The sequence below is a fragment of the Listeria floridensis FSL S10-1187 genome, from assembly GCF_000525875.1.
Lineage (GTDB): Bacteria > Bacillota > Bacilli > Lactobacillales > Listeriaceae > Listeria > Listeria floridensis.
On sequence record NZ_AODF01000020.1, the window covers coordinates 54,956 to 75,515 of the forward strand.

At 41.0% G+C, this 20,560-nt stretch carries 19 protein-coding genes, 1 tRNA gene and 2 pseudogenes; 2 read left to right on the top strand and 20 right to left on the bottom strand.

Annotated elements, in window-relative coordinates; genetic code table 11:
- Positions 1-132 precede the first annotated feature (132 nt).
- Together MFLO_RS08645 and MFLO_RS08650 are read right to left on the bottom strand one after the other, a co-directional pair.
- Positions 133-204: transfer RNA gene (locus tag MFLO_RS08645), tRNA-Lys, on the bottom strand.
- 121 nt (positions 205-325) lie between these two features.
- Positions 326-1,712 (bottom strand): annotated as a pseudogene (locus MFLO_RS08650) (amino acid permease).
- 663 nt (positions 1,713-2,375) lie between these two features.
- On the opposite strand from MFLO_RS08650, the gene MFLO_RS15390 reads away from it, so the two are divergent.
- Positions 2,376-2,480 carry a type I toxin-antitoxin system Fst family toxin gene (locus MFLO_RS15390; protein ID WP_241433598.1) on the top strand — a complete coding sequence of 35 codons (105 nt, stop codon included), beginning with the start codon at positions 2,376-2,378 and terminating at the stop codon, positions 2,478-2,480.
- A gap of 226 nt (positions 2,481-2,706) precedes the next feature.
- Here MFLO_RS15390 and MFLO_RS08655 read toward each other — a convergent pair whose 3' ends face one another.
- From MFLO_RS08655 to rpsF, 16 genes and pseudogenes are all read right to left on the bottom strand, one after another.
- The gene (locus MFLO_RS08655; RefSeq protein WP_036097530.1) at positions 2,707-3,999 is read right to left on the bottom strand and encodes an adenylosuccinate synthase; all 1,293 of its coding nucleotides are present in this window, start codon (positions 3,997-3,999) and stop codon (positions 2,707-2,709) included.
- A 208-nt stretch (positions 4,000-4,207) separates the two neighbouring features.
- Complete coding sequence (locus tag MFLO_RS08660) at positions 4,208-4,888, bottom strand: ABC transporter ATP-binding protein (RefSeq protein ID WP_036097531.1); 681 nt, start codon at positions 4,886-4,888, stop codon at positions 4,208-4,210.
- Complete coding sequence (locus MFLO_RS08665; RefSeq protein ID WP_036097532.1) at positions 4,888-5,961, bottom strand: ABC transporter permease; 1,074 nt, start codon at positions 5,959-5,961, stop codon at positions 4,888-4,890. Before MFLO_RS08665 ends, MFLO_RS08660 begins: the two co-directional genes overlap by 1 nt.
- Positions 5,962-6,028: 67 nt before the next feature.
- Positions 6,029-7,417, bottom strand: coding sequence for a sensor histidine kinase (locus MFLO_RS08670; RefSeq protein WP_036097575.1), 1,389 nt, complete (start codon positions 7,415-7,417; stop codon positions 6,029-6,031).
- Complete coding sequence (locus tag MFLO_RS08675; protein WP_036097533.1) at positions 7,417-8,088, bottom strand: response regulator transcription factor; 672 nt, start codon at positions 8,086-8,088, stop codon at positions 7,417-7,419. Before MFLO_RS08675 ends, MFLO_RS08670 begins: the two co-directional genes overlap by 1 nt.
- A 157-nt stretch (positions 8,089-8,245) precedes the next feature.
- Positions 8,246-8,710 (bottom strand): universal stress protein, encoded by a 465-nt coding sequence (locus MFLO_RS08680; protein ID WP_036097534.1) that lies wholly within the window; start codon positions 8,708-8,710, stop codon positions 8,246-8,248.
- Positions 8,711-8,850: 140 nt separating this feature from the next.
- Entirely contained in the window at positions 8,851-10,212 is a 1,362-nt protein-coding gene (gene dnaB, locus MFLO_RS08685; protein WP_036097535.1) for a replicative DNA helicase, read from the bottom strand.
- Between the two features lie 26 nt (positions 10,213-10,238).
- A pseudogene (rplI, locus tag MFLO_RS08690) lies at positions 10,239-10,682 on the bottom strand (50S ribosomal protein L9); the annotation flags it as partial.
- A 6-nt stretch (positions 10,683-10,688) separates the two neighbouring features.
- A complete protein-coding gene (locus MFLO_RS08695; protein WP_036097536.1) occupies positions 10,689-12,671 on the bottom strand; it encodes a DHH family phosphoesterase in 1,983 nt (660 codons plus the stop codon).
- A gap of 144 nt (positions 12,672-12,815) precedes the next feature.
- Positions 12,816-13,544: a LytR/AlgR family response regulator transcription factor gene (locus tag MFLO_RS08700; protein WP_036097537.1), complete on the bottom strand. Its 729-nt coding sequence runs from the start codon at positions 13,542-13,544 to the stop codon at positions 12,816-12,818.
- An 18-nt stretch (positions 13,545-13,562) separates the two neighbouring features.
- Positions 13,563-14,873 (bottom strand): sensor histidine kinase, encoded by a 1,311-nt coding sequence (locus tag MFLO_RS08705; protein WP_036097538.1) that lies wholly within the window; start codon positions 14,871-14,873, stop codon positions 13,563-13,565.
- Positions 14,874-14,955: 82 nt separating this feature from the next.
- Positions 14,956-15,093 (bottom strand): AgrD family cyclic lactone autoinducer peptide, encoded by a 138-nt coding sequence (locus MFLO_RS17230; RefSeq protein WP_149023010.1) that lies wholly within the window; start codon positions 15,091-15,093, stop codon positions 14,956-14,958.
- 178 nt (positions 15,094-15,271) lie between these two features.
- A complete protein-coding gene (locus MFLO_RS08710; protein WP_241433599.1) occupies positions 15,272-15,712 on the bottom strand; it encodes an accessory gene regulator B family protein in 441 nt (146 codons plus the stop codon).
- 269 nt (positions 15,713-15,981) lie between these two features.
- Positions 15,982-16,221, bottom strand: coding sequence for a 30S ribosomal protein S18 (gene rpsR / locus MFLO_RS08715; RefSeq protein WP_036097540.1), 240 nt, complete (start codon positions 16,219-16,221; stop codon positions 15,982-15,984).
- A 61-nt stretch (positions 16,222-16,282) separates the two neighbouring features.
- A complete protein-coding gene (ssb, locus tag MFLO_RS08720) occupies positions 16,283-16,807 on the bottom strand; it encodes a single-stranded DNA-binding protein (protein ID WP_036097541.1) in 525 nt (174 codons plus the stop codon).
- Between the two features lie 62 nt (positions 16,808-16,869).
- Positions 16,870-17,163, bottom strand: coding sequence for a 30S ribosomal protein S6 (gene rpsF, locus MFLO_RS08725; RefSeq protein ID WP_036097542.1), 294 nt, complete (start codon positions 17,161-17,163; stop codon positions 16,870-16,872).
- A gap of 482 nt (positions 17,164-17,645) precedes the next feature.
- On the opposite strand from rpsF, the gene MFLO_RS08730 reads away from it, so the two are divergent.
- Positions 17,646-18,173 (top strand): hypothetical protein, encoded by a 528-nt coding sequence (locus MFLO_RS08730; RefSeq protein WP_036097544.1) that lies wholly within the window; start codon positions 17,646-17,648, stop codon positions 18,171-18,173.
- Between the two features lie 117 nt (positions 18,174-18,290).
- On the opposite strand, the gene ahpF is transcribed toward MFLO_RS08730, so the two are convergent.
- Positions 18,291-19,817, bottom strand: coding sequence for an alkyl hydroperoxide reductase subunit F (gene ahpF / locus MFLO_RS08735; protein ID WP_036097545.1), 1,527 nt, complete (start codon positions 19,815-19,817; stop codon positions 18,291-18,293).
- Between the two features lie 14 nt (positions 19,818-19,831).
- Entirely contained in the window at positions 19,832-20,395 is a 564-nt protein-coding gene (ahpC, locus tag MFLO_RS08740) for an alkyl hydroperoxide reductase subunit C (protein WP_036097546.1), read from the bottom strand.
- Positions 20,396-20,560: the final 165 nt, after the last annotated feature.

Consider the following 20,560-nt stretch of genomic DNA (forward strand, 5'->3'; position numbering starts at 1 on the left):
GTTCAAAAATCCCTTTTCGCAAATCTCTGCCCCATCTCTGCCCCAAAGCACAAAAAAAAGAGCCTCAAGAATGATTTTCCAAACGTCCGCAAACGTCAACCATTCTTAGGCTCCGTGGGTTTGGCACCCAAGTGGGTTATGAGGGTTCGAACCCCCGACCCGCTGATTAAGAGTCAGCTGCTCTACCAACTGAGCTAATAACCCCCATTAAGAATTTCCAGCAACATTATTATTCTATCACTTTCCGTTTTTTTTGCAAGTATTTTAAATTTAAAAGGCTAAGTCAGACGTTTATCCGCCCAACTTAGCCGTTTCTTTTTTCAACTTATTCACTTAGTTCTTCAGTTTGATTTTTGCGTTCAATCCGCGATTTACGGATGTAGTAAATGATGACAACGCCGACAAACCATAGCGGCGTGATAAATAGTGCCACACGAGTATCTTCAGCCAGCGCTAGTACCACAAGTACAAATGCTAGGAAGATTAAAATTGCATAGTTTGCAACCGGGTAAAGCGGCATTTTAAACTTACTTTTTGCAGCTAATTCTGGACGTGTTTTACGATATTTCATATGCGCTAGCACTGTAATGCCCCAGATAAAGATAAAACATACAGTCGAAACACTGGTTACAAGTGTAAATACACCTTCAGGCATGATATAGTTCAAAATAACTGTGATCAAGATAACAGCCGTCGAGAAGAAGAGCGCGTTAGCTGGTACTTTATGCGAAGTCAGTTTTGTCATCGATTTAGGTGCATTTTTTTCTCTAGCTAGTGAATAGATCATTCGGCTAGTACTAAAGACTGCACTGTTACACGCTGACGCCGCTGAGGTAAGCACGACGAAATTGACAATCCCTGCCGCTGCCGCAATACCAACTGCTGTAAATACTTGTACGAATGGACTTGCAGCTGGATTGATCGAGTTCCAAGGATAAATACTCATGATTACAAGAAGTGCTCCGATATAGAAAATGATAATCCGGATTGGAATGTTATTGATCGCTTTCGGAATAACACGTTCTGGATCTTCTGTTTCACCCGCCGTAAGACCCACGAGTTCAATACCAACGAAGGCAAATACTACCATTTGGAAGGATAATATAAATCCATTTGCTCCGTTCGGGAACCAACCGCCATGACTCCATAAGTTCGTGAATGTAGATGCACCTGCGTCAGTCGAGAATCCTCGGATGATCATAAAGATACCAACTACGATCAGTGCTAAAATACGCAATAATTTTAATAAGTGCAAACCAAAATTCCATTTCACCAAACAATTTAACTGTTGCAAGGTTCATGACAAGTAAGATTACAAGTGCAATTAAGCCTGGTACCCATTGTGCTACGTTCGGGAACCAAAATTGCGTGTAAAGACCTACCGCTGTTAAATCAGCCATCGCAATTGAAATCCAGCAGAACCAGTAAGTCCAGCCAGTTACAAAAGCTGCTGCATTACCAAAGTAGTCTTGCACAAAATCAACAAATGAATGGTAATTTAAATTTGATAGCAACAATTCACCAAGTGCACGCATGATCAGGAAACAGATAACCCCTGTAATCATATAGGCGAATAAAATAGATGGACCAGCTAAATGAATGGATTTACCTGAACCAAGGAATAGTCCTGTACCGATTGCGCCACCAATGGCAATCAGTTGGACGTGGCGGTTCTTCAAACCGCGTGATAGTTGTTCTTGTTTCTGTTCCATTATGTATTTCCCCCTCTTTATTCTTGGGTCTTGCGTTAGCTCCCACTACCTTACCAATTTCATAAAGATAGTGACTTTCCTATTTTAATGATACCTTAAAATAGAAGTTTTGCAAAATGATCTTGTAAAATACAAATTTCTCCTTTTCACAATGTAAGCGCTATCACTAAAGAAATTTTACCACATATTACTGTTCTATTGCAACACGAACATTTAAAAAGCTAGAAGTTTTTACTATATACACTGAAAATTAGAGGCTTTTTACTTACTATTATGAAAGAATTTCACAAATTACTTAAAAATGAAGTGAATTACCTCACACCACCACAACAGAAATAAAGATTGTGAAATTTTTAATAAGCTTATTCTATTTCAATTTGATTAAATTTGTTAAAGTTTTCTCAGGTAAAAAAAGAGCGACTAGACCAATTTATTCCCCTAAAAAAAAGTGTTAAAATTTTGTACGCCTTTTAGTAAAACCCCATTATTGCTATTGCAACAATGGGGTTTTTTAAAATTTCTGCTATTGTTTTTGTTAAAAAGCGCTAAATCATTGGCCTATTTTGCTATTTTGCACTTTACCTTCATTCAGTTGACTATGCTATAATACGGGCGTCGTCTACCTTTCTAACGACTATTTGTCGCTGGAAGGAGGTGTTACTGATGCTGAAACTTATGTTTCTAAGTGTGGTTGCACCGATTGTAGTCGGCTGTACTATAGCCTATTTTAAATACAAGTTAGAAGATCGACGTAACCACAAAAAATAAGTAGGCGACATTCTTCTAACCCCGTTTAAAAATCCTAGCTGTTGTAGCAGCTAGGATTTTTGGGTGTTACTACTGAACACTTATGTTTCTGCTTACATGATAGCACCTTTATAAAATTGCGTCAATCAATTCTAGTTACGGATGGATCAATGAAGCCGGCAAACAGGTTCAATCTTTATCCTACAAAAAACGCCCGCAGGAACGCGGGCGTTTACTCATTTTTTTATCAAACTGGACGCCATACACTCTTTACAACGTGCGTTTGATTCCGGTCAGGTCCAACCGAGAACATCGAAACTTGAACGCCTGTAAGTTGTGCAATTCGTTCCATATAATGACGAGCATTTGCCGGAAGATCATCTAGTGATTTTACACCTGTGATATCTTCATGCCAGCCTGGCAGCTCTTCATAAACCGGTTCGCAGCGCGCCAAATCTTTTAGACTTGCTGGGAATTCTGTGATTGTTTTGCCGTCTAGCTTATAAGCGACACAAATTTTCAAGGTGTCAATTCCGGTGAGTACATCAAGAAGGGTCAGTGAAAGATCAGTCAAACCGCTAACTCGGCGTGCGTGGCGAACTACTACACTGTCAAACCAGCCAACACGGCGAGGTCTTCCAGTAGTCGTACCATACTCACGCCCGATTTCGCGAATTCTATCTCCAGTTGCATCAAACAGTTCTGTTGGGAATGGGCCGTCGCCAACACGTGTCGTATAGGCTTTCGCAACGCCAACAACATGATTGATTTTCGATGGACCAACGCCGCTCCCGATTGTTACTCCGCCAGCAATGGGATTGCTCGACGTAACAAATGGATACGTCCCTTGGTCGATATCAAGCATAACGCCTTGCGCACCTTCAAATAAGACGCGTTTCCCTTCATCAAGTGCGTCATTAAGCACAACGGACGTATCGCAGACATATTGCTTGAACTGCTGACCGTATTCGTAATATTCGTCCAAGATATCCTCAAGCGCGAAGCCATTTAGTTCATAAAAGCGTTCCAAAAGACGGTTTTTTTCCTGCAAATTATGCTCAAGTTTTTCCTTAAAAGTCTCTTTGTCGAGCAAGTCAATCACACGAATACCAACACGTGCCGCTTTGTCCATGTAAGCCGGGCCAATGCCTTTTTTCGTTGTGCCGATTTTATTCGCACCTTTGCGCTCCTCATCTGCTTCATCAATCCGAATGTGGTATGGCAAAATCAAATGTGCCCGGTTCGAAATGCGTAAATTCGACGTTTCGACTCCTTTATCATGCAAGTATTTTAGTTCCTCAACAAGTGCTTTCGGGTCAACAACCATACCGTTTCCGATTACACTGATCTTTTCCTTATAAAAAATCCCCGATGGAATCAAATGCAGTTTGTACGTTTCACCATCAAATTTGATCGTGTGACCCGCATTGTTTCCTCCTTGATAACGCGCAATTGCTTCCGCATTTTCCGACAAGAAATCCGTGATTTTTCCTTTTCCTTCATCGCCCCATTGTGTTCCGACAACAACAACTGAAGACATGCAAACACCTCTTTTATTGATCTTTGGGAGACCGAGCTGGCCCCTTCATTTCCATGTTCCATTGTACCTTCTCGATCTTCATTCGTCAATGAATATCCCGAACATTTTTTTTGATTGAAAAAATAATGTTCGCTTTTGGAAATTTATACCGTTTTCGGCTCAGAAAAATTCTTGAGAACTCGAACGCCCTAAGCCACCCAAAGTTCTTTTAGCGCGCTTCAATCAGCCTTCCGTCTTCAATTTTCACTACGCGATCGCACAAATCCAGAACCCGCTCATCATGCGTCACCATGATTGCCGCTTTATTTTTTCTTTTCACTTCCGTCGCGATCATCTCAACCACCTTACGACCGCGCTCAGAATCAAGACTTGCCGTCGGTTCATCTGCCAAAATAATCGCTGGATCGTTCATCAGCGCACGCGCAATCGCAACCCGCTGCCGCTCTCCGCCAGAAAGCCGGTCGGGATACTGATTTTTGCGCTGCGCTAGTCCCAGTTCGCCGAGAAGCTGGTTCGCAAAAGTCTTGCCGCCGCTACGATTCCCGCCAAGAACCGGAAGCACCATCAGTTGGTCAAATACCGTTAAATACGGAACAAGATTAGCACCTTGGAAGATAAAGCCGATTTGGTTTAGCCTTCTTTCCGTTAATTTTTTCTTGGACAAATTTGTGACCGCTTCACCGTCCACGAACACCTCGCCTGCGCTCGGCGTGAGAAGTGCTCCGGCAATCGAAAGAAAAGTACTCTTTCCAGCGCCAGATGGGCCGACGATTGCCACAAACTCGCCTTGATTCACTTCGAGATTCACATCTTTTAAGACCTCGATGGTCGCCTCACCGTCATGATAGAATTTGGATACATTTTTAAGTTGCAATTTTGGATTTTCCATCAGTTTGCCCTCCCGATTGCTTCTAGCGCGTCAACACGAACTACGCGGCTAAGCGATAATATCGAACCTAGTACTGCCATCAAGATAAATAGCCCCGAACAAAGAAGTGCTGTCAGCGGACTTAGATCAAAAGGCATGCTGTTTGGCAGGATCGCTGCGACAGCGAAGGTCAACAAGTTGCTAATGAGCAAACTGACAACCGCTAGAAAGACCACTTGGAAAATGATGCTTTTAGCCAAATAACTTGTTTTTGCTCCGATGGCTTTTAAAACACCGAGTTGATTCATTTTTTGAATCGTGATGACGTAGAAGAACGCCGCAAGGACAAACGCTGCAATCACGAACAGGAAGGCAATCATCATGAGAAGCGATCCTTGCTCTTCCGAATAACCTGGAATGTTTTGCAACACCTCTTTGCTGTCTGCGTAAACTAAGCCTTTTTCTGCAAAATTTGCTCCTTTATCATTCGCAAGCGCAACCGTATTTAGCCCGCCTTTTTGCTGCTGAATTTTTTCAAAACCCTTAAACGTCGTAAATAAAACCGGCGTGTGGCTGTAAGTTTGCTTCTCCGTGAAACCAGTAATCGTGTAGATTTGACCGCTCATTTGATCTTCCAGCTTGTCGCCAAGTTTATAACCGCTTTCCTGCAATTTTTTATCGGCAACCACTTCATTTTCTGCTTGCTCGGCAAGTTTTTCACCTGTCGAAATTTGTGGCGCTAAAAACCCGTCTGGATCAACCGCAAAGAACGTAATATCGGTTTTTTGATCCGCATTCGGTTTCGTAATCGTCGCCATTTGAATGCCAAGTGGCGCAGCATCCTTGCCATACTTACTTTCTACCGATTCCACCTGTTCTTCCGAGAGACTTGACCGCGTTAAACGGTTATCCGAATCCTTCTGTAAAACAAAACCCGTCGCCTTGCTCGTTTCAATCGCCGAACCATTGTCACTTGCAAGCCCATTCGCAAGCCCTGTCACAAACAGTACAAGCCAAGCGATCAATACCATAATGAAGACAACGAGACTAAATTTCAATTTCGCGTGTTTCAATTCACGTAACGCTAAAAACATATTGCTCAACTCCTTCTCTTATAACCTTACTTTAAGAGCCGGATATGAACGGAATATGAACTTCTCGTTACAAATCTGCTTTTTTCAGCCAAACCGTAAACATCGTCCCTGCTTCCGGATCACTTTCCGCCGTCACAGTCCCATGAAACAGCTTGACGATTTTTTGAACAATTGAAAGACCGAGCCCGCTTGATCCTTCGCCGCGACTTCTTGCCGAATCGAGCCGGTAAAAGCGGTCAAAAATTTTGTCGATTTGCGCTGCCGGAATCCCCGCTCCGCTGTTCCAGATGCTGACTTTGACGGCGCCCGCCTCGGGCGCCGACGTTATCCGGATGCTACCTCCCTCTGGAGTATACTTCACTGCATTTGAAACCAAGTTTTGCCACACCTGATCCACCAGTTCCGGATCACCGATCACCCTATCATCCGTCAATTCCATCATTACACTCAAGTCTTTCTCTTGAATGCGAAACGCAAGCATTCTGACTGCATTTCGAATTCCCGCAGCCGGTTCCGCCGTTTTCTCCCCAAATTGCCCTTCCTCTTCCTTATCTAGAAATGCGAGCAGCAAAAGCTGTTTCGTAAGCCCTGAAAGCCGCCCCGTTTCTCGCACGAGCAGCTCCAAATATTCCGTTCGCTCCGCTTTCGTGAGTTGATCCTTCAAAAGCAGCTCCGCAAAGCCATGAATCGAAGTGAGCGGAGATTGAAGTTCATGTGACACGTTCGCAACAAACTCTTGGCGTGACGCCTCAAGCGCCTCCAGTTCCTTTGTCATCTTGGCAAACGACGCACCGAGCTGTCCAATTTCATCTTGCCGCTTCGTATTAAGTTTTACATTAAAATCACCGGCAGCAATTTTTTCCGTTGCCGCCGTAAGTTTTGTAATCGGCTTTGCAACCATCCGCGTACTGATAAACACAAGAATAACGCTGATAACCGCCGTGAGTACCAAAATAAGCGCAAAGAAAATCCTAAGCTCGCCAAACTGCGCTTCCTGATTCGGCCTAACAAAAAGCGCCATCCGACCATCCTTGGTTTCGATCGGCACGCCGATCGAATTTTTCAAGTGATTATCAAAAAAGCCCGTCACAAAAAAACCGCGCTTAAATTCGTCAATGCCGTGATAAATTTCACCAGCGCGCACACGTTCCACCACCGCCGCATCAATCGTTTTCACCCGAAAATCACCGCCAAAAAACCGCTTTTCTCCCGTTTGGTTAACGAGCATCAGCTGATAGCCTGTGTCTCCGATTTGCTCTAAGTAGCTGGAAAGATCGAGCGCCGAATTTTGCTGATAATACGCCGCAACCCGTTTAGCAACTTGTGTCACTTTTTCATCATTCACCGGCTTAAGTTTGACTTGGTAGTAAATATTGGAGAGGAAGAATCCGAGAAAACTACTGATAACCATGACAGCGAGTGTAACCGCGACAAACCTTGCATAAATCGAACGCATCATGATACAACCTCCAACTTATAGCCAACGCCACGAACCGTCACAATTTCAATACCGTAGGTTACATCAAATCGACTCCGTAGCCGCTTAATGTGGACATCGACAGTCCGGTCAAGTCCATCGTAGTCTTGTCCCCAAATCCGCTCGATCAGTTCTTCTCGCGTAAAAATTCGGTCAGGGTAACTTGCGAGCGTGTAAAGTAGTTCAAATTCCTTCACAGGGATTATCCATTCTTTTTTCCCCGACTTCACTGTGTAACTCGTTTTATCAATCACTAGTTTCCCCGCTGTCACTGTTTTTTCACTTGCTTCATGAAAGCGCCGCAGCAAAGCGCGCATCCGAAAAATTAGCTCTTCTGGTTCGAACGGTTTTGTGAGGTAATCATCTGTCCCCGCCGAAAACCCCATTTCTTTATCGGCTAGCTGATTTTTCGCGGTCAACATAATAATCGGGATGTCATAAAATTTACGAATATGGCGGCTAACCGTAAAACCGTCTTGTTTCGGCATCATCAAGTCTACGATTGCGAGTGCCACTTGTTCTTTTTCCATTTGAGTGATTGCCGCTGCACCGTCTTCTGCATAAACAGGCGTATGACCTTCTGCAGTTATGTAATGGCCGACTAGTTTTCTAATCGCTTCATCATCGTCGGCGATAAGTATTTTGGACATCAGAAGCCTCCTTAGTTTTCTTTCATTATAAGGGACAAATTGATATTTGTTTAGTAGATTATTAAAGAAACAGAGATTATGACATAAAACGAATTTGATACTTTATGACTTTAAAAACGAGTTTTTTTATAAAATCCTCCTGCCAAAACGAAGCTACCTATTCTTCATGCCCCTTCAAAATTGATTCCCTCTCAACCAAGACATCGCAATTCGCGTGAAGCGTCACATACGAAGCAACACTACCAAGCAAGATTCGTGAAAACGTTGAATCACCGACTGCTCCAACCACTATCAAATCCGCATGAAATTTCTCTTCAGCAATCTCCACAATCGTAGCCTTAGGCGGCCCGTAATCCACAAGCGTTTCTACCTGTTCCACACCAAGCTCTTTCGCCTGCTTCTCATAACCTAAAAGCAGCTTTTCCGCCGTTTCCCGAAATTGATTGACCATTTCCCCGCCATCAAGTGCCGTCAAATTTGCAAAGTAGAGCGTATCAATCACATTCAAAACTAGGAGTTGCGCCTTGTTCCGTATCGCTGCATGTATTGCCTTAAGAAAAGCCGCTTCCCCGCTTTTTGATCCATCGACTGCCACAAGAATCCGTTTATATTCCTCAAACATTATGACCCGCCCCTTCCCATTCTTTTTTACATTCCCGATTCTCCCTTGCCAAAACTTATGGCCCTTCCTTCAAAATCCATCTCACTTTTTCACACTCATCAAAAAACCCACCAGCGAATGCTGGCGGGGTAAACCAAACCTCATGCTCCCTGAGGTGCGAACGAATCATCGTAGCGCACCTCAAGATTCACAAATTTATTATATTCCTTTACAAACGCCAATTTCACATCGCCAACCGGACCATTCCGTTGTTTCGCAATGATAATTTCAATTGTGCCGTCATTTTCACCTTCGCGATCATAATAATCCTCACGATACAAGAAAGCCACAATATCCGCATCTTGCTCAATCGAACCCGATTCCCGAATATCCGACATCATCGGCCGTTTATCTTGACGCTGCTCCACGCTCCGCGATAACTGCGAAAGCGCAATAACCGGAACCTCAAGCTCCCGCGCGAGCGCCTTTAAAGACCGCGAAATCTCAGAAACTTCCTGCTGCCGGTTTTCTCCGCTTCTGCCGCTTCCTTGAATAAGCTGAAGGTAATCGATAACGATCATTCCAAGACCTGTTTCTTGCTTCAAACGACGGCATTTCGAACGTATTTCGTTTACGCGGACACCTGGTGTGTCATCAATATAAATACCTGAATTAGACAGCGTTCCCATTGCAATTGTGAGTTTCTGCCAATCATCATTCGTAAGCGAGCCCGTCCGCAAGTTCTGCGCATTGATATTGCCTTCCGCGCAAAGCATCCGCATGACAAGCTGTTCAGCGCCCATTTCTAAACTAAAAATCGCCACATTTTCATCCGTCTTCGTTGCGACATTTTGTGCAATATTCAGTGCAAAAGCCGTTTTCCCAACCGACGGCCGAGCAGCTACAATAATCAAGTCATTCCGCTGAAAACCCGCTGTCATCTTGTCGAGCTCCTTAAACCCAGTTGGTATCCCTGTGATATCACCCTTGCGATTATGTAGCATCTCGATATCATCGTACGTTTTGACAAGTACATCTTTAATATTCTTAAACGCTCCGACATTTTTCCGCTGCGAAACTTCTAGAATACTCTTCTCCGCTTCATCCATAAGCGAATCAAGCTCATCCTCACGCGAATAACCATCCGTCGCAATTTGTGTTGCCGTTCGGATTAAACGTCTAAGAAGCGCCTTATCTTCAATAATATGCGCATAATATTCCAAGTTTGCTGCCGTCGGAACCGAGCCTGCAAGCTCCGTTAAATAAGGCAATCCGCCGGCATCTTCAATCCGACCGCTCGCCGAAAGCGTCTCATAAACCGTGAGCACATCCACAGCCTTACCATGATCGTTCAAATCGAGCATTGTTTCAAAAATCAGTTGGTGTGACTGCCGGTAAAAATCATCCGGCATTAATATTTCAGAAGCCGTAATCAGTGCATTCGGTTCAAGAAAAATCGCACCAAGAACAGCTTTCTCCGCCTCAACATTTTGCGGCGGAGTTCGATCTTGAAAAGTATCCACTGACGTAACGCTCCTTTATTTCAAAATTATTCTTCAACAACATGTACTTTAAGCGTAGCACTTACTTCATGATGCAATTTTACTGGGACATTTGTGTAACCAAGAGAACGAATTGCATCAGGAAGATCAAGTTTGCGCTTATCAATTTTTATACCTTCCGTCTTTTGCAAAGCTTGGGCAATTTGTTTAGACGTAATCGAACCAAACAAGCGACCACCTTCGCCAGATTTTGCTTTCAGTTCAACTGTCAAATTCTCTAGCTTAGCTTTGAGTGCTTTAGCCTCTTCTAGCTCTTCTTCTGCCACCTTCTCTGCTTTCTTCTGCTGACCGCGTAGTGCACTCATGTTTTGAGCATTCGCCTCCGCCGCATAACCATTCTTAATCAAAAAGTTTTGAGCGTATCCATCCGCCACATCCTTCGTTTCACCTTTTTTACCTTTACCTTTAACATCCTTTAAAAAAAATAACTTTCATCCTCAAGTCTCTCCTTTCCAATAAGCATCAATCGCCTCAGTCAGCTGTGCTGCCGCCTCTTCAATTGACACACCTTTAAGCTGGGTTGCCGCATTTGATAGGTGACCGCCGCCACCAAGTTTTTCCATGATGACCTGTACATTAATTTCTCCAAGTGACCTCGCACTGATCCCGATCATCTTATCCGGTCTCAGCGTGATTACAAACGAAGCTTCAACACCTTCCATTGAAAGCATTGTATCTGCCGCTTGAGCCGCAATCACCGTCCCAAATACTTCACCTTCTTCGCCCTTTGCAATCGCCATACCATCGTGGTAAATTTGAAGCGATTCAACTAAACCGCTGCGTTGCCTGAACGTATCCAAATCTTCCTTAAGAAAATTCTGGACAAGCACCGTATCCGCGCCAAGCGATCTTAAATAGCTAGCCGCATCAAATGTGCGCGAACCCGTTCTAAGCGTAAAGTTTTTCGTATCGACAACAATCCCCGATAAAAGCGCCGTCGCTTCGATTTTTCCAACTTGCTCAAGATCCGGCTGATATTCAAACAGTTCCGTAACAAGTTCTGCTGTTGAAGATGCATATGGTTCAATATAAACAAGAACCGGATTTTCAATAAATTCTTCCGAACGTCTATGATGATCGATCACAACAACGTTTGAAGCCGAATCTAAGAGTTCTTTATTAATAACCATCGACGGCTTATGTGTATCGACAATCACGAGCAAACTTTTATTCGTAATATTTTCATTCGCCACTTGCGGCGTGACAATATTTTTGATTACATTGGGATACTCTTCGATTTCGGCCATTAGACGTTCGACGTCAGGACTCATTTTGCCCGGCTCGACAACCACATAAGCATTGCGGTCGTTCATTTCTGCAATCCGCATTACCCCTAAGCTCGACCCAATTACATCCATATCTGGAAAGCGGTGACCCATTACGAAAACTTGATCACTTTGCGTAATCAGTTCTTGAAGTGCTTGCGAGATAACTCTAGCACGCACACGCGTCCGCTTCTCCATCGGATTCGTCTTCCCGCCATAGAAGCGAACATGCCCTTCCGGCGCTTTAATCACCACTTGATCCCCGCCACGTCCAAGTGCAAGATCCAGACTCGACTGCGCGAGGTCAGCAAGGTCTATCAAATCATCTTCGCTATGCCCAATCCCAATACTAAGTGTCAGCGGGATATTTTGCTTCGACGTCCGCTCACGGATGCGATCAAGAATTTGAAACTTTTCTTCTTCCAGTTTAGCGAGCTTTGCCTCACTCAAAAAAGCCATAAAACGATCCGCATTAATTCGCTTAAGGTAAATCCGTCTTTCCCTTGCCCAGTTCGTTAGCATCGAAGTGACCAGATTATTCAGCGCGCTCCTGCGCCGATCGTCCATTCCTTGGGCCCATTCGTCATAATTATCTAGAAAAATAATAGCAAAAACCGCTTTGTCTTCTTGATATTTCTTATTAAGCTCATAATAATCAGTGCGATCGTATAAATATAAGATCCGCTCTTCCCGTTTAATGATCGTGTCAAAACGATGATCGCGCCAAGCGATTGACTGAACACCTTTCGCATCCTCGCTTTTGATTACAGCAAAAAATTCCGGGCTGACATCTTCAAGCGAATCACCGACTACACTCTTGTTATCAAAGTACTTAGCCATAAACGGATTGACCCACTGAATATTATAATTTTCATCATACAGCATGATTCCCATCGGCATCTCAACAAGCGCATCTTCCTCGCTGCGCTTAATCCGATACGTCAAATTAGAAACATAATTCTGCACATCTTGATTCAAACGATGTTCAAAATAAAACATCGCCGTAATCAGTGCTATACCTGCTACAAAAATAACAACGGAGAGCCACCAAGCATAGAAAAAAGTGATGACACATAAAATAATTGTCGCAGCAATTAAGCCGTATAATGGATATTTAAGCATTCTTTTTTTCAAAAAAAGCTTTGCATTTTCCATTCAGCTCCCTGTTTTTTAATGACATAATTCCACTTACACGCAAAAACTAGAGTTATTCATCCTATTATTTTACCTTTTATCCAGCCGACTTTCAAATATTGTTAAAAAAGCCGACCCCGTTCAACCGAACAGACCCGACTTTTCTTATAATTTTAATCCCTTAATCAGCTTATTGGAAGCAATACACGTCTCTCCGTTTGACATGGTAATGGTTCCGTTCGTGACGTCCACTTCGCTGATATTATTCTTATTCACGAGAAAAGAGCGGTGGCATCGATAGAACGGTTCTCCGAGCAACTTTTCAATTTGTTTCATCTTTGCATAAAATTCGATTTGCCGATTCTTACCGTGCATCACGATTTTATGAATCTTCGACGAGGTTTCAAAAAAGAGAATATCATCAATTTTTTCATGGATAACTTTTTTCTCTGTAACATGAAATGTAAAATAGTTTTCCATCTCACGATCATCCAAAAGCCGCTGCTGAACACTATCGAGACAAGCATGTACGCGTTCTTTCACTTCAGAAATATTATCCTTGATAATGTAATCAAGCGCCTCGACTTTATACGTAAACGTTAAGTATGTCAGTTCAGCATGTGTGGTAATAAAAATAATAAAACCACGCGGATCGAGCTTGCGAATTTCTTTAGCAAGCTCAAAACCATTTAATTCAGGCTGCTGTAAATCAATATCGAGAAAATAAAGACCAAGACTATTTTGCTCTTTCACCGCTTCCAAAATCTCATTGGGATCAGCCGAAGCTTTCACGAGTTCCATATCATAATGCTCAAGCATAATAAAATCTTCAATGTTCTTTTCAAGTCGTTCCCTTTGAATCTTATTATCTTCACAAATAAAAATTGGAAGCATCACAAACCTCCTCTATTTCTATACAATTTCCAATTCCTGAATAAATTCCCGTTCACTCAGTTTCGTATCAAGCGTCACATTTGGATACTTTTGCAAGGTTTCTTTCAAACTTGAAAGCCCAATCCCGCGATTCGTTCCTTTTGTCGAAAAACCATCTTCAAAGATTTTATAAAGCGGCGGCATATTCGCTGGCACGCTGTTCGCAAAAACAATCTCGGTTGCTTCTTCCTTCTTAAAGATCGCTACCCGAATAGTTGGATTATCACTTTCAAGTGCAGCTTCAACCGCATTATCGAGCAAAATACCGACAGCCTTACAAAGATCCACACTTGGCATATTAATTTTATCAATTCCTTCCACGACTTCCACAATCGCGTCAATATTCAGCTCTTGAGCGCGAATCAATTTAATAGCAATCAAACCTTTCAGTTCCGTTACGTGGATATTCTGCAGCGACGAAATTTTATAGTCATTTGTTTCGAATTGGTGGTTAATCGGGGCAATATTTTTCTCAAAATATATTTTTAGCCCTTCCATATCATTTTCATCAATGTATCCTGCCATACTGGAAAGGATATTAATGTAATCATGACGGAAAACTCGCATCTCATTGTGTAGCGTTTCGAGTGTCGAAGTGTATTCCTGAAGCTGAACGAACTGTTCTTGCTGGTTTTTCATTTGAATTTCCTGAACAGCAGATTGAAGCACAAGATAAAGCATACCAATCAAAATTGCGAAATAAGCTAAGAAAATAACCGTATTCAGCCTAACAATTTCTTGAACGAAACCATCCGCTGCACTAAAAAATATATTGAGATGGTAGATTAGTAATGTTAATAAGACAATGGCAACTGTAATGAAGCCGTATTTTTTCTGATTGATATATGTGTAGAGATTCCATTTATCAATAACTTTTTTAAGTACATATGCTATCAAGCAAGCGATCAACATCATACTAACAGCATACACAACTGTAGTTAAAGCATGATTATAAAGCTCACTTACAGGAATTTTTATTAATACAAGAAAAATGTTATTAAATAAATAATCACTTAGAATTGAGATAATAAACGTCAGCGATGCAACGGTTATCGAAAGAAATATTGTTTGTTTTTTATATAATAAAGCCAATGCAAAAATAGCGATTAGAATCAAGTTAACCCAATAACTAATCACCAAAAACAGAGGGATAGATGCTATGGCACATACCATAACTACTAGCCCCTCTTTCCATTTAAGCATTCTTCCAGTTAAAATTTGGACGACAATAAAAAATCCAATTGTTTGAATTAAGATAGCTAAAAATAAATTGATAGTTGTAGGATTCATCGAAAGCCTCCGCACTTTGATACTTCAAACCTTTATACATATCTTAACATATTTTTCTCATTGCCGAAATCCTGCAAATTGTTTATTTTTCTTTCTTGGTTAAACTATTTACGATAGGGTTCTTAGGTTCATACGTTAGACCAAAACACGATTTTTTCATAGAGGTTTCTGCAATTTTAAGAGCTTTATCCTCTAATTTTTTACTTGCAAATTGAACAATTTTTTTTACTCATAGATTTCATAATTTTTGAACCTCCTCTTAAGAATTTTATACGTGAGTGGGTGAATGCATACCACTTGATAGAATGCTCCCAACATGATTAGAGTCTTCACTTCAGGAATAGGTATAATAAGTGTAATTCCAAATAAAAAAAAGTGTACTCAAAAGCGCCTTCTTTCTAAGTGTTTTTCGATTCTCTAACCCTAACAAGGAGATTCTCTGTATCTGCGGGTGCGTATAGGAGCATATTAAGTACTACAAATGCAAAAACAACCATCACTATTAGATTGGAAGATGAAATTTCTTGAAAGATGAATGGACCAATTGTGAACATGAGCAAGCTCGTTAGTGTGCAATTAAAGCTTTTCAGCGCGTGTAATCCAAAGGAATAACGGCGTAATACCAAGAATGCTAAATGAACAATTAATGTTTGTAAAAATATTCCAGCTATAATCGCGATCAAATACACCAAACTGATTTTCATCGTATTGATCAGAATGACTTCCATTCCATACTTAGCTTTTGCATAGCTTTCTTCATCCGCTTGAAATCGTTCCTTTGAAACGAGTCTGTCTGCCATCTTCTCTGTAAAAGAAATTTTGTCAGCTATACTACTCATCTTTTCACCTCCATTTACATTTTACAACGAAAAAAGAAGGAAAAACCAAAAATGTAATGAAATGTCTAGTTTCAGTCGTGAACGACAAAAAAATGCCTTTTTCTGTGTTTTTTTGTATTATATTTGGAATATTACAATTATATTACTTACTATATTTAATAACCTCTTCACTTTAGCACTACTTCTCTATTATTTATAGCACATTTGTGATTTTATTTACACAAAAAAACTGATTTCAGATAAATCCGAAACCAGTTTTGTTTTAATGCTTATTTTTCCTCAGCAACAAATGGAAGTAAAGCCATTTGACGAGCACGTTTAATAGCAACTGTTAATTTACGTTGATATTTCGCGCTTGTACCTGTTACACGACGAGGTAAAATTTTACCGCGTTCTGAGATGAATTTTTTTAGTAATTCAACATCTTTATAATCGATGTGTGTAATTCCATTAGCAGTGAAGTAACATACTTTTTTACGACGACGTCCGCCTCTGCGTCCTCCAGCCATTCTTTTCTCCTCCTATCTCTTAAAAAATAATAATTGTGGTTTGATCATACAGTCTACCCGTTTAGAATGGCAGATCGTCATCCGAAATGTCGATCGGTTTGCCATCGCTTGCAAACGGGTTATTATTCGCACGTTCAAAACCTTGAGATGAAGATTGCTGGTTCTGATTGTATCCACCAGCGCCAGCATTGGCGTTGTAGTTATTGTTGTTATTATAACCGCCGCCGGAGTTTCCTTGATACCCGTTTCCGCCACTATTTGTAGCGTTTTTAGGTTCCAAGAATTGAACACTTTCAGCAACCACTTCAGTCACGTAAACACGTCTTCCGTCTTGACCTTCATAATTTCGAGTTTGAACTCGACCGTCAACGCCTGCTAAGCTTCCTTTTTTAAGAAAGTTCGCCACGTTTTCAGCTGGTTTCCGCCAAACTACGCAATTGATGAAATCTGCTTCCCGCTCTCCTTGCTGGTTTGTAAACGTTCGATTCACAGCTAGTGTGAAAGTCGCAACGGCTACCCCCGCCGGAGTGTAACGGAGTTCAGGGTCTTTCGTCAGACGTCCTACCAAAACTACACGATTCATCATACAGAACCAACCTCCTCTCATTTACTTAAAAACCAGAGCTTCTCTGCTCTGAAAAAAAAATCTTATTCTTCTTCTTTAACAACGATATGACGAATGATATCATCCGAGATCTTAGCTAAACGATCGAATTCATTGATAGAATCTGCATTCTCAGCAGACATCTTCACGATGTGGTAAAATCCATCACGGAAGTCTTGGATTTCATAAGCCAAGCGACGTTTACCCCATTCTTTTGATTCGATGATTTCTGCGCCATTCGAAGTTAAGATTCCGTCAAAGCGTTCTACGAGCGCTTTCTTTTCATCTTCTTCGATATTTGGGCGAATGATGTAGTTAATTTCGTATTTTCTAGCCATCTACTTTACACCTCCTTGTGGTCTTAGCGGCTCTGATGCGAAATCGCACCCTTGCAACATCAAATGCAGAACATTTTCCGAAGCAAGATCGAGCAAGAATAATTTATAATTACTCACAATGATAAATTATAACATAGGAAAGAGTCTGCTTCAACTTTTTTTTACAGAACTCTCGCTAGTCTTTCTAACCCTCTTCAATACTTTTGCTATTTTACGTTATCAATGATTATTTCCTACTAACAAAATGTGAACATTTTATGACATTTTTGTGCATACTGTTGTATATAGCAACGTGATTTTATTCATTTTATGAATATCATTTTATTTAACAACTTGTAATCAATTGATATATAAAGGTTTTTTTCTATGTATAATTGTTTTACAAATGAATATCAGCAAAAATAATTAAAAATAACAGTCTGCAGTTTTTATTAAAGTGTGCTAAAATTTTAGCATAACATTTTTTTCGGAGGTATAGACTTTTGAAAAATTGGTACTTATTAGTGATTTTCTTTTTAGTTACTATTTGTCTAGGTGCTTTTCTTTTGCAAAAAAGAGAAGATTCTTACAACGGTGATTATCATAAAACCATCGCGATTGATGACATTAAAAACATGTTCTCAACAAATAATATCAGTATTGATCCAGCATCAGTTGATGTTGTTGGAACGCAATTAGAATTCAATTTATCCCTTTCTTTTAGCCCAATTTTATATCGGCAAATGACAGATGTCGAACAGTTCGGATTGAAAGTTGATTTACCAAATGAAGTTTTCCAGTTAAGTTCACTTAAAAACCGCTCCATGCTGATCCCCTCAGAACACATAGCTTATGGATCTGGACATGCCCTTGAGATTTCCTTTACTGTTCAAATGAAAAAACCTATTCAAAATCATCAAGAATTTGAAAAGTTGTTTCAAAATGGTATCGAACTCGGACTTACCTTTACAAACGCTCAAAATGAAGCAATTGCCTCATTCGATCACATCGAAACAAGTCTTGTTTCTTAGCTCTGCAAATTTCCTTCTTATAAACTTGCCACAGAATCTAAAATACTCGTCTCCGCATTATATCCCCATTTGATCTATAAAAAAGCCATCGCCTGATCGCAGCGATGGCTTTTTCGTTTAATTTCGAATCAGATAATCAAATGCACCAAGACTGGCAGTCGCACCTGACCCCATTGAAATAATAATTTGTTTATACGCACTATCCGTACAATCTCCCGCAGCAAAAACACCTGGAAGGCTGCTTGCTCCGCGCTTATCGACGATGATCTCACCCATCTTAGTTCGCTCAACGGTGCCTTCAAGCCATTCTGTATTCGGCACAAGACCGATCAGGATGAAAACTCCTTCAAGCTCAAGATGAACTTCTTCATTCGTTTCGCGATTCACATAAGTAACGCCGTTTACTTTTTCAGTACCTGTAATTTCCTTTGTTTGGACATTAGTAAGAACCGTCACATTAGGAAGGGAGTATAGTCGTTTCTGTAAAACTTGATCGGCTTTTAGTTCAGACATGAACTCAAGTACCGTCACATGGTTTACAAGCCCCGCTAAATCGATAGCTGCTTCAATTCCAGAGTTTCCGCCACCAATTACAGCAACATTTTTCCCTGCAAAGAGCGGTCCATCACAATGCGGACAGTATGCTACACCCTTATTTTTAAATTCTTTTTCACCCGGAACATTGATATTACGCCATCTTGCTCCTGTAGCAACAATGGCTGTTTTACTTTTTAGCACAGCACCATTATTAAGTGTTAATTCGACTAACTCATTTTTCTCAAGCTTTGTTGTACGAACAGTTTTCATCACATCAACATCATATTCATTAACGTGTTCTTCTACCGTCCGCATCAACTCAGGTCCTTCAATGTATTTCGTGCCGATCACATTTTCAATTCCCAAAGTTTCAAGCACTTGTCCACCGAATGTTTCTGCAACAAGTCCCGTTCGGATACCTTTTCGAGCTGCGTAAATCGCCGCACTAGCGCCAGCTGGACCGCCGCCAATTACAAGAACATCATACGGATCTTTATTTTCAAACTCAGAGATATCAGCACCGCCAACCACTTTTTCAAGGATTTGCTCAATTGTCATGCGGCCATTACTGAACTCTTCACCGTTTAAGAATACTGTCGGAACACCCATAATGTTTTTAGCATCAATTTCCTTTTGAAACATACCGCCCTCAACCATTGTATGAGAAACAAGCGGATTTAGGACACTCATGATGTTAAGCGCTTGAACCACATCAGGACAGTTATGACAAGATAAGCTTACATATGTTTCAAAATGGAGGTCTTGCTTGATGCTAAGAATTTGCTTCTTCACCTTCTCAGACACCTTTGGAGCGCGCCCGCCAACTTGAAGCAAAGCTAAAACAAGTGATGTAAATTCGTGTCCAAGCGGGATACCAGAAAAGACAATCCCTGATTCGCCTTCCTTAGGATCAACACTGAAACTTGGCAGCCGTTCGAAACTGCCTTCAATCATGCTGATTTTCGGAGACATACCTGTTATTTCTTGAACAAAATCAGACAGCTTCTTGGAATTATCGCTAGAATCTAATCCGACACGTAGTACAATATCGTTTTCAAGCATTTCCAAATACTGTGCGAGTTGCTTTTTAATTTCTGCATCTAACATATGTTTTTAGCTCCTTAAATTTTTCCTACTAGATCAAGGCTAGGTGTAAGAGTTTCTTCTCCTTCTTTCCATTTAGCAGGACAAACTTCGCCTGGATGTTTACGTACATATTGAGCCGCTTTCACTTTATCAATCAACGTACTAGCATCTCGTCCAATTCCATCTGCATTGATTTCAACCGTTTGAACAATACCATCTGGATCAATGATGAATGTACCGCGATTTGATAAGCCTGCTTCTTCATCAAGACAATCAAAGCTTTGTGAGATTTTATGTGAAGGATCTCCGATCATGATGTAGTTAATTTTGCTGATGACATCTGAGGAATCATGCCAAGCTTTATGTGTGAAGTGCGTATCAGTTGAAACTGAATAGACTTCTACACCAAGTGATTGAAGTGTTTCATATTGATCTTGTAAATCCCCCAGTTCAGTTGGGCATACGAAAGAAAAATCTGCCGGATAGAAACAAACGACACTCCACTTTCCTTTTAAATCTTCAGAAGTTACATCAATAAACTCACCCTTATGAAATGCTTTTGCTGAGAATTCTTCAATTTCTTTTCCAATTAATGACATTTAAATTCCTCCTTTAAGTAATAGTTTTTGCAAGGTAAATCCGCTTACACCTATAATTATCAACAATTTTTCATTTAAAGTCAACCGTTAATTGAAATATTTATCAAATTATAATAATTATCAAGTGAACAGAATTACAAAAAAACAAGCTCACGAAATCGAGCT